The sequence below is a fragment of the Pseudomonas sp. ASL4 genome (assembly GCF_056680395.1).
Genome location: NZ_CM155280.1, coordinates 7356889 through 7371333 on the forward strand (window position 1 = coordinate 7356889; position 14445 = coordinate 7371333).

Sequence of the window (14445 nt, forward strand, 5' to 3'; positions counted from 1 at the left end):
CGCTGTCGAAAACCGCATAACTCTTTGTTTACTAAGGAGTTTTCCGTTTCGACTGCGCCGGAAGTGGGGCGAATTATAGACTTCCAGAATCTGCCGTCAACACCTATTTTCACAATTCTGTCATATAAGTCAGAAAAGCCCAGAAACGCGAAGGCCGGCCCCAAGGAGCCGGCCTTCTTCCCTTCTACTTACAAGCTAGGGAACGCGAATTGCGAAGCTTCATGGCTCGCCCGTTGTGGCCAGCGCTGGGTGATGGCCTTACGACGGGTATAGAAACGCACGCCATCCGGGCCATAAGCGTGCAAATCGCCGAACAGCGAGCGCTTCCAGCCACCAAAGCTGTGATACGCCACTGGCACCGGCAACGGCACGTTGACCCCGACCATGCCGACTTCAATCTCATCGCAGAACAACCGCGCCGCTTCCCCGTCACGGGTAAAGATGCAGGTACCGTTGCCATACTCGTGATCGTTGATCAGTTGCATCGCCTCTTCCAGGCTGTTGACCCGAACGACGCACAACACCGGCCCGAAGATCTCTTCTTTATAGATGCGCATCTCCGGCGTGACGTTATCGAACAGGCAGCCACCCAGGAAGAACCCTTCCTCATGGCCGGCCACGCTCAGACCACGGCCATCCACCACCAGGGTCGCACCCGAAGAAACGCCGTCTTCTATATAGCCACTGACTTTATCGCGAGCCTGACCGGAAACCAGCGGCCCCATGTCCAGACCACACGACGTACCGGCACCAATCTTCAGCGCCTTGATTTGCGGTACCAACTTGGCCACCAACGCATCCGCCACCTGGTCACCGACGCACACGGCCACCGAGATCGCCATGCAACGCTCACCGCAGGAACCATAAGCCGCGCCCATCAGTGCGCTGACGGCGTTATCCAGATCCGCATCCGGCATCAGCACCGCATGGTTCTTCGCCCCGCCCAGTGCCTGGACACGTTTGCCGCGCTTGGTACCTTCGGCATAGATGTACTCGGCAATCGGCGTCGAGCCAACGAAGCTCAGCGCTTTGACTTCCGGCGCTTCGATCAACGCATCCACGGCGGTCTTGTCGCCATGCACAACGCTCAGCACACCTTTAGGCAGACCCGCTTCGACCAACAACTGAGCGATCAGCAGCGTGGAGCTCGGATCACGCTCGGACGGTTTAAGGATGAAGCAGTTACCGCAGACGATCGCCAGTGGGTACATCCACAGCGGCACCATGGCCGGGAAGTTGAACGGAGTGATGCCCGCAACCACGCCCAACGGCTGGAAATCCGACCATGCATCGATGTTTGGGCCGACGTTACGGCTGTACTCGCCCTTGAGGATCTCCGGCGCCGCACAAGCAAACTCGACGTTCTCAATCCCACGCTTCAGTTCACCGGCCGCATCTTCCAGCGTCTTGCCGTGCTCTTCGCTGATTAATTGCGCGATGCGCGCTTCGTTCTGCTCCAGCAGTTGCTTGAAGCGGAACATCACCTGGGCACGTTTGGCCGGCGGCGTGTTGCGCCAGGCCGGGAATGCAGCTTTGGCCGCGTCGATGGCTTTTTGAATGGTTTCGCGGCTGGCCAATGGCAGCTTGTGGATGGCCTTGCCGGTCGACGGGTTGAACACGTCAGCCGTGCGACCTTCTTCGGTCACCAGTTCGCCATTGATCAAATGCGGGATGAGGCTCATGCGGTACTCCTGAAATTTTTGTCCACCGGCGCCCGTCGAGGGGCGCCTGGTGTTTGTACATATATAGAGGGAGAAATCAGTCGATCTTGTTCAGCACTTCGCCAACCGCATCGAACAGACGATCCAGGTCCTGCGGCTTGCTGTTGAAGGTTGGGCCGAACTGCAGGGTGTCGCCGCCAAAGCGTACGTAGAACCCGGCTTTCCACAGCGCCATCCCGGCTTCGAATGGACGCACAATCGCATCGCCGTCACGCCCGGCAATCTGGATCGCGCCAGCCAAGCCGTAGTTACGAATATCGATGACGTTTTTCGAACCTTTCAGACCGTGCAACGCATTTTCGAAATGCGGAGCGATTTCGGCCACGCTCTGCACCAGGTTTTCCTTTTGCAGCAGATCAAGTGCCGCCAGGCCAGCAGCACAGGCCACCGGGTGCGCGGAATAGGTGTAGCCGTGCGGGAATTCCACCGCGTACTCCGGCGTCGCCTGGTTCATGAAGGTGTGATAGATCTCGGAGCTGGCAATCACCGCGCCCATTGGGATCGCGCCGTTGGTGACTTGCTTGGCGATGCACATCAGGTCCGGGGTCACGCCAAAGCTGTCGGCGCCGAACATCGAACCGGTACGGCCGAAACCGGTGATCACTTCGTCGAACACCAGCAGGATGTTGTGCTGATCGCAGATGTCACGCAGACGCTTGAGGTAACCCTCAGGCGGAACCAGCACGCCAGCGGAACCGGCCATTGGCTCGACGAACACCGCCGCGATATTCGAGGCGTCGTGCAGCTCGATCAGTTTCAGCAGCTCATCGGCCAGAGCGATACCGCCTTCTTTCGGCATGCCACGGGAGTAAGCATTGCTGGCCAGCAAGGTGTGCGGCAGATGATCGACGTCCATCATTGCCTGACCAAACATTTTGCGGTTGCCGTTCACGCCGCCGAGACTGGTGCCGGCGATGTTCACGCCGTGGTAACCACGGGCACGGCCGATCATTTTGGTTTTGGTCGCCTGGCCTTTCAGGCGCCAGTAGGCACGCACCATCTTCACCGCCGTGTCAGCACACTCGGAACCCGAGTCAGTGAAGAACACGTGATTCAGATTGCCCGGCGTCAGGTCAGTGATTTTCTCGGCCAGTTGGAACGACAACGGATGGCCGTACTGGAAGCCCGGCGAGTAATCGAGGGTACCCAACTGCTTGGCAACCGCTTCCTGGATTTCCTTGCGAGTGTGCCCGGCGCCACAGGTCCACAGACCCGAGAGCGAATCGTAGACCTTGCGGCCCTTATCGTCTGTCAGCCAACTGCCTTCGGCCGCAACGATCAGTCGCGGATCGCGCTGGAAATTGCGGTTAGCGGTGTAGGGCATCCAGTGCGCATCCAGTTTGAGCTGGCTGGCCAGGGAAGACTGGGCGTTTTCGGGCAAGTTCATGAGCAAAACCTCGCAGGGCAATAAGCGGCATAGAGATCAAAAGCGTTCTTGCAGCTAAATTGCCACGGGGATAAAGTCGGTGAAATCCAACTCTTCTAACGTTCAGTCTGCCAGCCACTAAACTTTGAGTACGAAAGCATGAGCACTCGCCGCCCCGATCCGCTGGCACAAGTCAGCGACTTTGATATTCGCCTGCTGAGGATTTTTCGCAGCGTGGTGGAGTGCGGCGGATTCTCTGCGGCGGAGTCAGTGCTGGGCATCGGCCGCTCGGCCATCAGCCAGCAAATGAGCGACCTGGAACAACGCCTCGGCCTGCGCCTGTGCCAACGTGGCCGCGCCGGGTTTTCCCTGACCGAAGAAGGTCGCGAGGTCTACCACTCGGCGTTGCAACTATTAGGTGCGCTGGAAAGTTTCCGCACCGAGGTCAACGGCCTGCATCAACATTTGCGCGGCGAGTTGACCATCGGCCTGACCGACAACCTGGTCACCCTCCCCCATATGCGTATTACCCACGCATTGGCGCAATTGAAGGAGCGCGGGCCGGACGTACAAATTCAGATCCGCATGATCGCTCCCAACGAAGTTGAACAAGGGGTGCTCGACGGGCGCCTTCACGTCGGCGTAGTGCCGCAGGCCAGCGCCTTGTCGGGGCTGGAATATCAACCGCTCTACAGTGAACGCTCGCTGCTGTATTGCGCGGTCGGCCATCCGTTGTTTTATGTCGACGACAAGCAACTGGACGATGAACGCCTCAATAGCCAGGACGCCATCGCCCCTACCTTCCGCCTGCCCGCCGAGATCCAGGCGCATTACCAAGCCCTCAATTGCACCGCCAGCGCCTCGGACCGCGAAGGCATGGCGTTCCTGATTTTGACCGGACGCTACATCGGTTACCTGCCGGATCACTACGCCAGCCTCTGGGTCCAGCAGGGCCGATTGCGTGCATTGAAGCCAACCGCGCGTTTTTATGACCTGAGCCTCGCATCGGTCACACGCAAGGGCCGTCGCCCCCATTTGGTGCTGGAAAGCTTTTTGGAGAGCCTGGCGGCGACTCGCTAAGAATCCTGTACAGCCCAGCCACGCTGGGCGACGCAGCACAAATCGATCAATAACCTGAGCACTTGGACAGCTTTTTGCAACGCATCAGCACCTTGATCCGTCAGCAATGAGTTCCTACGCCCATGCAGCCAGAATCCTCAACCCCCAGCGATCTGATCTACGGCCTCAACGATCGTCCAAAACCCCTCGCCGCGATCCTCGCCGCCCTGCAACACGTGCTCGCCAGCTTCGTCGGGATCATCACCCCGCCGCTGGTGATCGGCTCGGCGCTGGGGCTGACTGCCTATTTGCCATACTTGATCAGCATGGCGCTGATGGTCTCCGGCGTAGGAACGTTCATCCAGGCCCGTAGGCCATTCGGCATCGGTGCCGGGATGATCTGCCTGCAAGGCACCAGTTTTGCGTTTTTGGGCGCAGTGCTGTCAGCGGGTTTCCTGGTCAAGCAACGGGGCGGTAGCCCGGAAGACATTCTGGCGATGATCTTCGGCGTGTGCTTTTTCGGCGCCGTGGTGCAGATCGTTTTGAGCCGTTTCATCGGCCAACTGCGCCGGGTGATCACGCCGCTGGTGACCGGGATTGTCATTACCTTGATTGGCATCAGCCTGATCAAGGTTGGCATCACTGACCTCGGCGGTGGTTTCAACGCAGCGGATTTCGGCGCACCGGGCAATCTGGCGCTGGGCGTGTTCGTGCTGTTGACGATCGTCCTGCTCAATCGCTCGAATACGCCGTGGATTCGCCTTTCGGCCATCATCATTGGCTTGGTGCTGGGCAGCATCGCGGCGTACTTCAGTGGAAAACTGGTGCCGCAACCGTTACCTGACGTGCCCTTCGTAAGTCTTCCGATTCCTTTCCGATTCGGTTTCAGCTTCGACTGGACGGCTTTCCTGCCCGTGGCGCTGATTTATCTGATCAGCACCATCGAGACCGTCGGCGACCTCACCGCCAACTGCATGCTCGCCCGCCAGCCCATCAGCGGTCCTTCTTATATAAGCCGACTCAAGGGCGGTGTGCTCGGTGACGGTTTCAGTTGCCTGATCGCCGCGACCTTCAGCGCGTTCCCCAACACCACGTTTGCGCAGAACAACGGCGTGATCCAGTTGACCGGCGTCGCCAGCCGTTACGTCGGCCTGTACATCGGCGCCGTACTGTTTTGCCTCGGGCTGTTTCCATTGATTGGCGCGGTGTTGCAGCAGATCCCCAAACCGGTGCTCGGCGGCGCAACCCTGGTGATGTTCGGCAGTGTCGCGGCGGCCGGCGTGCGCATCCTCGCCCAGGCGCCGCTGGATCGTCGCAGCATGTTGATCATTGCGACTTCCTTTGGTGTTGGCCTGGGCATCGCCGCGCAGCCGAGCCTTTTGCACCTGCTGCCAAAACTGGTGCAGAACCTGTTCGACTCGGCGATCACCAGCGGCGGTATCACAGCGATCCTGATGTGCCTGTTGCTGCCCGAATCGAAAACCCAAATGCTTGACGCCAATACCCCGTTAAAAAGCGACCCAATCGAGCAGCTATAAGGGTTTTATTGCCTCAGGACTTGTCTGAAACCTGTGGGTGCGCTATCAACGCACTGGTTGCACCCACAGACTATTTCGGAAGTGCCTATGACCTTTGAAGTCCCCGCCCACGGCGGCAAACCTGCCAGCCGCATTCGTCAAAAGAACGAAGAGACGATCCTCAAAGCCGCCGAAGATGAATTCGCCCGCCACGGGTTCAAAGGCACCAGCATGAACACCATCGCCCAGAATGCCGGGTTGCCCAAAGCGAACCTGCATTACTACTTCACCAACAAGCTTGGGCTGTACGTGGCGGTACTGAGCAACATCATCGAGTTGTGGGACAGCACGTTCAACACCCTGACCGCCGAAGACGATCCGGCCGAGGCGCTGACCCGTTACATCCGCGCGAAGATGGAGTTCTCCCGACGCCAGCCACAGGCCTCGCGGATTTTCGCCATGGAAGTGATCAGCGGCGGCGAGTGCCTGACCGAGTATTTCAACCAGGACTATCGCGCCTGGTTCCAGGGCCGGGCCGCAGTGTTCCAGGCGTGGATCGACGCCGGCAAGATGGACCCGGTCGACCCGGTAAACCTGATCTTCCTGTTGTGGGGCAGCACTCAGCATTACGCCGACTTCGCCACCCAGATTTGCCGTGTCAGCGGGCGCACCAAGCTGACCAAGCAAGACATGGAAGACGCCGGCACCAACCTGATCCGCATCATCCTCAAGGGCTGCGGCCTGACACCGGCTATCTAAGTCCTTTATGCCTTTTACCCTCAGCGGTTTTTGCGAATACCGCGAAGAGATTCGCAAAAGCCGCTTCATCACGTTCGCCGGGCCGATCAGCAGCCCGGCGGATGCCCAGGCGTTCATCGAACAACACAGTGACTTGAACGCCTCGCACAATTGCTGGGCCTGGAAGCTCGGCGACCAGTACCGCAGCAACGACGATGGCGAACCCGGCGGGACGGCTGGCCGGCCAATTCTGGCGGCGATTGAAGCGCAGGATTGCGATCAGGTCGCGGTGCTGGTGATTCGTTGGTATGGCGGCATTCAACTCGGCACCGGTGGACTTGCCCGCGCTTACGGCGGCGGTGCGAACAAGTGCCTGCAAGCGGCGCCGAAGGTTGAGTTGATCAGCCGGGTGCCGTTGAGTTGCGCATGTGGGTTTGGCGAGTTGGCGTTGGTGAAGTTGCGGGTGGCGGAACTCGGCGGCTTGGTGGTGGAGGAATCCTTCACCGCTAATGGCGTGGAGCTGAAACTGGCCATCGCTGAACAAATGATCGACACCTTGCAATCACACCTCGCGGATTTGAGCCGCGGCCGGATTTTGCTGCAACGCTAGAAGATCAAAAGATCGCAGCCTTCGGCAGCTCCTACGTTGAAATCGCGATCCCCTGTAGGAGCTGCCGAAGGCTGCGATCTTTTGGGGCATTCCCCAATTTCACTGTATTCAACAGTTGCCCACATCTACTGTGCACCCGGCTGTGGATAACCTGAGCACATACCGCTGTAACCCTTCTGTCATGCGGCTTTGCGGGCTTTGTTCACTTTTCGTCCAAAGTCCTGTCCAAAATTCGAAATCAACGAAAAAACAAACAGTTAGCTCGGTTTATCGCCTTTAGAAGATAGCCGCACAGTGCTTATGCCCTAGCGTTGCGCTTGCACACAAATACTGTGGAGCAACCTGTGGATAACCCGTTCATGGCTGGCTCAGCCCCGTGTCCGGCATAGCTTGCAGCCGACTGCTCATTTTTTGATCAAATAGACGCGGGCAAAAGCGGAGCCTGATCAAATACCTTGCCCTCAAGTGGTGCCTGATTCATCAGCGAAACAGTTCCAGACGTCTCCGCAAAGCCCTGATCAGCAAGGCTTTACGAAAATTCCTGACTCTATGGCCAGAAAATTGCTTTATCCACAGGCATAACTTCAATCGACCCGAGCCTGTCATGCCCAACCCCGTGCCGATCCCCGATCCGATCCCCAATCAAGCCTCGCGCCTGCAGCTACGTAAAATCAGCAAACGCTACCCCGGTTGCCTGGCCAACGATGCCATCGACCTGAGCATCGCTCCCGGTGAAATCCATGCCCTGCTCGGTGAAAACGGCGCGGGCAAAAGTACGCTGATGAAGATCATCTACGGCGTCACCCACGCCGATTCCGGGGAAGTGATCTGGCAAGGACAACGCGTTGCCATGCGCAATCCTGCCCAGGCACGCGGGCTTGGGATTGGCATGGTGTTCCAGCACTTCTCGCTGTTCGAAACCCTGAGCGTGGCGCAAAACATTGCGCTGGCCATGGGCGCGGCGGCCGGGACACCAAAACAATTGGAGCCGAAGATTCGTGAGGTTTCCCAACGCTACGGCATGGCGCTGGAACCGGAACGACTTGTCCACAGCCTGTCCATCGGCGAACGCCAACGGGTCGAAATCATTCGCTGCCTGATGCAGGACATTCGTCTGCTGATTCTCGATGAGCCCACCTCGGTGCTGACGCCACAAGAAGCGCACGAATTGTTCGTCACCTTGCGTCGACTGGCGGTCGAGGGCTGCAGCATTCTGTTTATCAGCCACAAGCTCGGCGAAGTCCGCGCGTTATGCCACAGCGCCACGGTGCTGCGCGGCGGTCGGGTGGCCGGGCATTGCGTGCCGGCCGAGTGCTCGGATCAGCAACTGGCGCGGTTGATGGTCGGTGAAGCGGCCGAGCTGATTACTGACTATCCGAAGGTGGTCGGTGGTGAGGCATTTTTGAATGTCAGTGGATTGTCCTGGCATAACCCGGACCCGTTCGGCTGCTCGCTGAAGGACATCAACCTTGAAGTACGCAGCGGTGAAATTGTCGGCATCGCCGGGGTAGCGGGCAACGGTCAGGATGAGTTGCTGGCGTTGCTCAGCGGTGAGGAACGGCTGAACCGCAACGACGGTGCAACTGTCCGTTTCGCCGGGCAAGCGGTCGCCCATTTGCGCCCCGATGCCCGGCGCAAACTCGGTCTGGCCTTTGTCCCCGCCGAACGTCTGGGCCATGGCGCGGTTCCGGAACTGAGCCTGGCCGACAACGCCCTGCTCACGGCTTTTCAGCAAGGGCTGGTGAGCAATGGCCTGATCCAGCGTGGCAAAGTCGAGGCGCTGGCCGAAGAGATCGTCCGCCGTTTCGGGGTGAAGACGCCCAATACCCAAACGGCGGCCCGCAGCCTGTCCGGCGGCAACCTGCAGAAATTCATCCTTGGCCGGGAAATCCTTCAGCAGCCAAAACTGCTGGTGGCCGCGCACCCGACCTGGGGCGTGGACGTCGGCGCGGCAGCAACCATTCACCGCGCGCTGATTGCCTTGCGCGATGCCGGCGCGGCGATCCTGGTGATCTCCGAAGACCTCGATGAACTGTTCCAGATTTGCGATCGCCTCGGCGCCTTGTGCAGCGGACGATTGTCGCCGCTCAAGGCCACCGTCGACACTCGCCTGACCGATGTCGGTGGCTGGATGGCCGGCCAGTTCGACGTCCCTCATTCACCTGCACCCGCAACGCTTTAACGGAGTTCCACATGCTGCTTTCTCTCGAACCCCGTGGCCAGCAATCGCGCCTGATGTTGTGGTGCTCGCCGTTGCTGGCGGCGGCGCTGACTTTGGGCTGCGGCTCATTGTTGTTTATCGCGTTGGGTCACGACCCGTTGCTGACCTTGCACACCTTGCTGATCGCGCCGATCAGCGACTTGTATGGCGTTTCCGAACTGCTGGTCAAAGCCTTGCCGATTCTGCTTTGCGCGTTGGGCCTGGCGGTGGCGTATCAAGCACGGATCTGGAACATCGGCGCCGAAGGCCAGTTGCTGCTTGGCGCCCTGGCCGGCAGTGCACTGGCGGTGAACATCATCGACATGCAAAGTCGTTGGGCGCTGGTCTTCGTCCTGCTCGTCGGCACGATGGCCGGCGCAGCGTGGGCCGGGCTGACGGCGTGGTTGCGCACGCGCTTCAACGCCAACGAAATCCTCACCAGCATCATGCTCAATTACATCGCCCTGAACCTGCTGCTGTTCTGCGTGCACGGGCCGTTGAAAGACCCGGCCGGGTTCAACTTTCCGGAGTCGGCGATGTTTGGTGATGCCAGCCGTTTACCGTTGTTGATGGAGGACGGTCGGGTTCACGCGGGTGTTTATTTCGCCCTGCTCGCGCTGGTCGCTGTGTGGGTGCTGTTACAGAAAAGCTTTGTCGGTTTCCAGATCAAAGTGCTCGGGCTGGATAAGCGCGCGGCGGGGTTTGTCGGCTTTCGCGAGAAGCGGTTGATCTGGTTGGCGCTGTTGATTAGCGGCGGCCTGGCCGGATTGGCCGGCGTCTGTGAAGTCACCGGACCGATCGGCCAATTAGTCCCGCAAGTCTCGCCAGGGTACGGCTATGCAGCGATTACCGTGGCGTTTCTCGGCCGGTTGAATCCGATCGGCATTCTGTTTTCCAGCCTGTTGATGGCGTTGCTGTACATCGGTGGCGAGAGCGCGCAGATGAGCATGAACCTGCCACAAGCGATCACCCAACTGTTCCAGGGGATGATGCTGTTTTTCCTGCTGGCCAGTGACGTGCTGATTCTCTATCGGCCGCGTTTGAACCTGCGCTGGGCACGCCGCGCACCCGCCACCGCCGTAACCGCAGGAGCGCTGTGATGGATATCGATCTGCTGAGCAATATTTTCTACGCCATGGTCCGCTGCGGTACGCCGTTGCTGTTGGTGGCGCTGGGGGAACTGATCTGCGAGAAGAGCGGCGTCCTCAATCTGGGCCAGGAAGGCATGATGCTGTTTGGCGCGGTGATCGGTTTTATCGTCGCGCTGAACAGCGGCAACCTGTGGCTTGGCGTGTTGCTGGCGATGCTCGCCGGGATGCTGCTGTCGTCGCTGTTTGCCTTGGTGGCGCTGGTGTTCAACGCCAATCAGGTGGCCACCGGGTTGGCGCTGACGATCTTCGGTGTGGGTCTGTCGACGTTTGTCGGCGCAGCGTGGGTCGGTAAACCGCTGGCGGGTTTTGAGCCGGTGGCGATTCCGTATTTGAGCGAGATTCCGCTGATCGGCCGGATGCTGTTTGCCCAGGATTTGCTGGTGTATCTGTCGTTCGCGCTGTTTGCGCTGGTGGCGTGGGCGATTCTTAAAAGTCGCGTCGGGCTGATCATTCAAGCGGTTGGGGAAAACCCGGACGCGGCCAGTGCGATGGGTTTGCCGGTATTGGCTGTGCGTACGTTGGCGGTGTTGTTTGGCGGAGCGATGGCCGGGTTGGCCGGGGCTTATTTGTCGTTGGCCTATACGCCGATGTGGGCCGAGAACATGAGCGCCGGACGCGGCTGGATTGCCTTGGCGCTGGTGGTGTTTGCCAGTTGGCGGGTGTGGCGGTTGTTGCTCGGAGCGTATCTGTTCGGACTCGCCAGCATCCTGCATCTGGTGGCGCAGGGGTTGGGGCTGGCGATTCCGTCGAGTCTGCTGGCGATGCTGCCGTATGTCGCGACCATTGTAGTGCTGGTGCTGTTGTCACGGGATGCAGTGCGCACGCGGTTGTATGCGCCGGTGTCGTTGGGGCAGCCGTGGCAGGGTGGGCATTAGGAGGCGGCCGGGCGGGCCTCTTCGCGAGCAAGCCCGCTCCCACATTGGATCGGGTTTACACAGTTCCCTGTGGGAGCGGGCTTGCTCGCGAAAGCGCCCGAACCGGCAACACCTGAACCACGCCCCACACCACTTCAAAGAACAAGAAAATTACCAACAGCGAACTGGCGCCATGGGCCAGGGCATAAGCCTGCCAAGCCGCAAACAAAAACCGCCCCACCGCGTCATACCGCCCATAAACCTGCTGCGGATCACGAATCCGCAACACCGCCCAAACACACACAATCGACCCTAACAAATTCGCCATAAGCATGTGCATCGGCTCAAACGCCGGCAACTCACCCGGCAGATTCAACGCCTGGCTCACACTCGACAACACCCCATGCAACGCGGCAAAACTCCAAGGCGTGGCAAACGCCGCCGTCACGATCAAGTCATACCAGGCACTGCCGCGCACCAGTCGGCGATATTGCGTTGAAGTCCACATCGGCGTTGCTCCATAAATTCAGGGAGCAACAAGGCTAAAGCCTGGAGTATGCTCCAGGGTCAAGCCCCTTTGAGACGTCAAGATGCGCATCGGTGAATTAGCCCAGGCCAGCGCCGTCAGCCGCGACACGCTGCGCTTCTACGAGCAGCGCGGGTTGATCGCCGCGCAACGCAGCGCCAACGGTTATCGCGACTACCCGGCGGACATGGTGCAACTGGTGCTGTACATCAAAACCGCTCAACGGCTGGGGTTTACCCTCGGCGAGATCGGCAACAGCGTCGCCGCGTTATGGCAGTCGCCCGACCCGGACAGCGCCGTCACGCAACTGCTGCAAGACAAGCTCAAGTTGATCGAAACCCGGATGGCCGAACTCGGCGCGTTGCGCAGTGAGTTGCAGCAACGGCTCGGCCAGCGTTGTCCACTGAATCCGTGATCCTCATTTATCAAGGAAACCACTCATGTCCACGGCAAAAACCGCACTCATCATCGGCGCTTCTCGGGGCTTGGGCCTCGGGTTGGTGAAAACCTTGCTGGCCGACGGCTGGCAAGTCACCGCTACCGTGCGCAACCCGCAGAAGGCCGATGCGTTGCAAGCGCTGGGCAAGGTGCGGATTGAAAAACTCGACATGGATGATCAGCAAGCCGTCATCGCCCTGAGCCAACAGCTCAAGGGTGAAGTGTTTGACCTGTTGTTTGTGAATGCCGGCGTCAAGGGCCCGGAAGTTCAGACGCCTGGTGGCGGCGCGACGCTGGCCGAAGTCGGGCAACTGTTTTTCACCAACGCAGTGGCACCGATCAACCTGGCCCAGCGTTTCGTCGGGCAGATTCGTGACGGCAGCGGTGTGTTGGCGTTCATGAGTTCCGGGCTGGGTAGCGTAACCGTGGCGGACGCACCGGAGCTGGCGCTGTACAAGGCCAGTAAGGCCGCGTTGAACTCGATGACCAACACCTTCGTGACGCAATTGGGCGAACAGAAACTCACCGTGTTGTCACTGCATCCGGGCTGGGTGAAGACAGACATGGGCGGCGAAGGCGCAGACCTGGATGTGGAAACCAGCACCCGCGGGTTGGTTGATCAGGTGAATGCGTATACCGGTAAGGGCGGCCATTATTTTGTGAACTACAAAGGTGAGACCATTCCCTGGTAACACCGCCCTCCCCCGTAGGAGCTGCCGCAGGCTACTCCTACAGGGGTTTTGGGTCGTCTGGTCGGGCCGGGCTTGCCCGCGACGCCGTTTTGTTTGAAACTTCGCACCTCGCCTCACCGCGACCCTGGATCAGCAGACAGGGTAATCACTGAGCTGGCTAACCTGAACCCAACTTTCAGAGGAGCCGGCCAACATGCCTGCGACCCGTACCTGGTTAAAAAATCCCCTCGCGATCTTCACTGCCAATGGCCTCGATGCCCGTGGCGGCCTGGTGCTGCAAGACGGTTTGATCGTCGAAGTGCTCGCCGCTGGCCAGCAACCGTCCTCACCTTGTGGACAAGTCTTCGATGCCCGCGAGCATGTGATTCTGCCCGGCCTGATCAACACCCATCACCATTTCTATCAAACCCTGACCCGCGCCTGGGCGCCGGTGGTCAATCAGCCGTTGTTCCCGTGGCTGAAAACCCTGTACCCGGTCTGGGCGCGCCTCACGCCTGAAAAACTCGCCCTGGCCACCAAAGTCGCGTTGGCCGAGTTGCTGCTGTCCGGCTGCACCACCGCCGCCGATCACCACTATCTGTTCCCGGAAGGCCTGGAAAACGCGATCGACGTGCAAGTCGAAAGCGTTCGCGAACTGGGCATGCGCGCCATGCTGACGCGCGGTTCCATGAGCCTCGGCGAAAAGGACGGTGGCCTGCCACCGCAGCAAACCGTGCAGGAAGGCGAAGTGATTCTCGCCGACAGTCAGCGCTTGATTACCGAGTACCACGAGCGTGGCGACGGTGCACAAATCCAGATCGCCCTGGCGCCCTGCTCGCCGTTCTCGGTGACGCCGGAAATCATGTCCGCCAGCGCCGAACTGGCGAACAAACTCGATGTGCGCCTGCACACACACCTGGCTGAAACCCTCGACGAAGAGGACTTCTGCCTGCAACGCTTTGGCCTGCGCACCGTGGATTACCTGGACAGCGTCGGCTGGCTCGGCCCGCGCACCTGGCTGGCCCACGGCATCCATTTCAACCCGGACGAAATCGCCCGCCTCGGCGCGGCCGGCACCGGTATCTGCCATTGCCCGAGTTCGAATATGCGCCTGGCGTCCGGCATCTGTCCGACGCTGGACCTGACCGCCGCGGGTGCGTTGCTGGGCCTGGGAGTGGACGGCTCGGCGTCTAACGATGCGTCGAACATGATGCTCGAAACCCGTCAGGCGCTGTACATCCAGCGGCTGCGTTATGGCGCCGAGAAGATCACCCCGGAACGGGTCCTGGGCTGGGCGACCAAGGGTTCGGCGAGTTTGCTGGGGCGTACCGATATCGGTGAGTTGGCGGTGGGCAAGCAGGCGGATCTGGCGCTGTTCAAACTCGATGAGCTGCGGTTTTCCGGCAGCCATGATCCGGTGTCGGCGTTGCTGCTGTGTGGTGCGGATCGGGCGGATCGGGTGATGGTTGGCGGCAAGTGGCGGGTGATTGATGGGCAGGTTGAAGGGCTGGATCTCAAAGGCTTGATTGCCGATCACAGCCAGGCGGCTCGGCAGTTGATTGCCGGGACCTGACACAACACAATCAAAAATGTG

General features: G+C 59.8%; 13 protein-coding genes. 10 read left to right on the forward strand and 3 right to left on the reverse strand.

The window, feature by feature from the left end; all coding sequences use genetic code 11:
• Nucleotides 1-188: 188 nt before the first annotated feature.
• Together AC1MEW_RS33670 and aptA are read right to left on the reverse strand one after the other, a co-directional pair.
• Nucleotides 189-1682, reverse strand: coding sequence for a CoA-acylating methylmalonate-semialdehyde dehydrogenase (locus AC1MEW_RS33670; protein ID WP_323570564.1), 1494 nt, complete (start codon nt 1680-1682; stop codon nt 189-191).
• A 76-nt stretch (nt 1683-1758) separates the two neighbouring features.
• Nucleotides 1759-3108, reverse strand: coding sequence for an omega-aminotransferase AptA (aptA, locus tag AC1MEW_RS33675; RefSeq protein ID WP_322270485.1), 1350 nt, complete (start codon nt 3106-3108; stop codon nt 1759-1761).
• A gap of 138 nt (nt 3109-3246) precedes the next feature.
• Between aptA and AC1MEW_RS33680 the strand changes: the two genes are divergently transcribed.
• The 7 genes from AC1MEW_RS33680 to AC1MEW_RS33710 all read left to right on the forward strand — a co-directional run bounded on the left by AC1MEW_RS33680 (nt 3247) and on the right by AC1MEW_RS33710 (nt 11237).
• Nucleotides 3247-4167, forward strand: a complete 921-nt coding sequence (locus AC1MEW_RS33680) for a LysR family transcriptional regulator (RefSeq protein WP_201200347.1) — start codon at nt 3247-3249, stop codon at nt 4165-4167.
• A gap of 122 nt (nt 4168-4289) precedes the next feature.
• Entirely contained in the window at nt 4290-5684 is a 1395-nt protein-coding gene (locus AC1MEW_RS33685; RefSeq protein ID WP_322270484.1) for a uracil-xanthine permease family protein, read from the forward strand.
• Between the two features lie 87 nt (nt 5685-5771).
• Nucleotides 5772-6422, forward strand: coding sequence for a TetR/AcrR family transcriptional regulator (locus tag AC1MEW_RS33690; RefSeq protein ID WP_201200343.1), 651 nt, complete (start codon nt 5772-5774; stop codon nt 6420-6422).
• A gap of 7 nt (nt 6423-6429) precedes the next feature.
• Entirely contained in the window at nt 6430-7011 is a 582-nt protein-coding gene (locus tag AC1MEW_RS33695; RefSeq protein ID WP_201200341.1) for an IMPACT family protein, read from the forward strand.
• Nucleotides 7012-7615: 604 nt separating this feature from the next.
• Nucleotides 7616-9193, forward strand: a complete 1578-nt coding sequence (locus tag AC1MEW_RS33700) for an ABC transporter ATP-binding protein (protein WP_201200339.1) — start codon at nt 7616-7618, stop codon at nt 9191-9193.
• Between the two features lie 11 nt (nt 9194-9204).
• On the forward strand, nt 9205-10311 hold the full coding sequence (locus AC1MEW_RS33705; RefSeq protein ID WP_201200337.1) for an ABC transporter permease: 1107 nt from the start codon (nt 9205-9207) through the stop codon (nt 10309-10311).
• A complete protein-coding gene (locus AC1MEW_RS33710; RefSeq protein WP_201200335.1) occupies nt 10311-11237 on the forward strand; it encodes an ABC transporter permease in 927 nt (308 codons plus the stop codon). The genes AC1MEW_RS33705 and AC1MEW_RS33710 overlap by 1 nt, the downstream gene beginning before the upstream one ends.
• 55 nt (nt 11238-11292) lie before the next feature.
• On the opposite strand, the gene AC1MEW_RS33715 is transcribed toward AC1MEW_RS33710, so the two are convergent.
• A complete protein-coding gene (locus AC1MEW_RS33715) occupies nt 11293-11724 on the reverse strand; it encodes a hypothetical protein (RefSeq protein WP_201200333.1) in 432 nt (143 codons plus the stop codon).
• An 82-nt stretch (nt 11725-11806) separates the two neighbouring features.
• Here AC1MEW_RS33715 and AC1MEW_RS33720 point away from each other — a divergent pair, with 82 nt between their 5' ends.
• From AC1MEW_RS33720 to AC1MEW_RS33730, 3 genes are all read left to right on the forward strand, one after another.
• Nucleotides 11807-12157: a MerR family transcriptional regulator gene (locus AC1MEW_RS33720; protein ID WP_201200331.1), complete on the forward strand. Its 351-nt coding sequence runs from the start codon at nt 11807-11809 to the stop codon at nt 12155-12157.
• 25 nt (nt 12158-12182) lie between these two features.
• Nucleotides 12183-12872: an SDR family oxidoreductase gene (locus AC1MEW_RS33725; RefSeq protein ID WP_322270482.1), complete on the forward strand. Its 690-nt coding sequence runs from the start codon at nt 12183-12185 to the stop codon at nt 12870-12872.
• Nucleotides 12873-13065: 193 nt separating this feature from the next.
• Nucleotides 13066-14424 carry an 8-oxoguanine deaminase gene (locus tag AC1MEW_RS33730; RefSeq protein WP_480425030.1) on the forward strand — a complete coding sequence of 453 codons (1359 nt, stop codon included), beginning with the start codon at nt 13066-13068 and terminating at the stop codon, nt 14422-14424.
• Nucleotides 14425-14445 lie beyond the last annotated feature (21 nt).

Coding starts and splice junctions, on each gene's coding strand:
- AC1MEW_RS33705 (WP_201200337.1), top strand. CDS start 9,205: ATGCTGCTTTCTCTCGAACCCCGTGGCCAGCAATCGCGCCTGATGTTG.
- aptA (WP_322270485.1), bottom strand. CDS start 3,108: ATGAACTTGCCCGAAAACGCCCAGTCTTCCCTGGCCAGCCAGCTCAAA.
- AC1MEW_RS33680 (WP_201200347.1), top strand. CDS start 3,247: ATGAGCACTCGCCGCCCCGATCCGCTGGCACAAGTCAGCGACTTTGAT.
- AC1MEW_RS33695 (WP_201200341.1), top strand. CDS start 6,430: ATGCCTTTTACCCTCAGCGGTTTTTGCGAATACCGCGAAGAGATTCGC.
- AC1MEW_RS33670 (WP_323570564.1), bottom strand. CDS start 1,682: ATGAGCCTCATCCCGCATTTGATCAATGGCGAACTGGTGACCGAAGAA.
- AC1MEW_RS33685 (WP_322270484.1), top strand. CDS start 4,290: ATGCAGCCAGAATCCTCAACCCCCAGCGATCTGATCTACGGCCTCAAC.
- AC1MEW_RS33700 (WP_201200339.1), top strand. CDS start 7,616: ATGCCCAACCCCGTGCCGATCCCCGATCCGATCCCCAATCAAGCCTCG.
- AC1MEW_RS33725 (WP_322270482.1), top strand. CDS start 12,183: ATGTCCACGGCAAAAACCGCACTCATCATCGGCGCTTCTCGGGGCTTG.
- AC1MEW_RS33710 (WP_201200335.1), top strand. CDS start 10,311: ATGGATATCGATCTGCTGAGCAATATTTTCTACGCCATGGTCCGCTGC.
- AC1MEW_RS33715 (WP_201200333.1), bottom strand. CDS start 11,724: ATGTGGACTTCAACGCAATATCGCCGACTGGTGCGCGGCAGTGCCTGG.
- AC1MEW_RS33690 (WP_201200343.1), top strand. CDS start 5,772: ATGACCTTTGAAGTCCCCGCCCACGGCGGCAAACCTGCCAGCCGCATT.
- AC1MEW_RS33720 (WP_201200331.1), top strand. CDS start 11,807: ATGCGCATCGGTGAATTAGCCCAGGCCAGCGCCGTCAGCCGCGACACG.
- AC1MEW_RS33730 (WP_480425030.1), top strand. CDS start 13,066: ATGCCTGCGACCCGTACCTGGTTAAAAAATCCCCTCGCGATCTTCACT.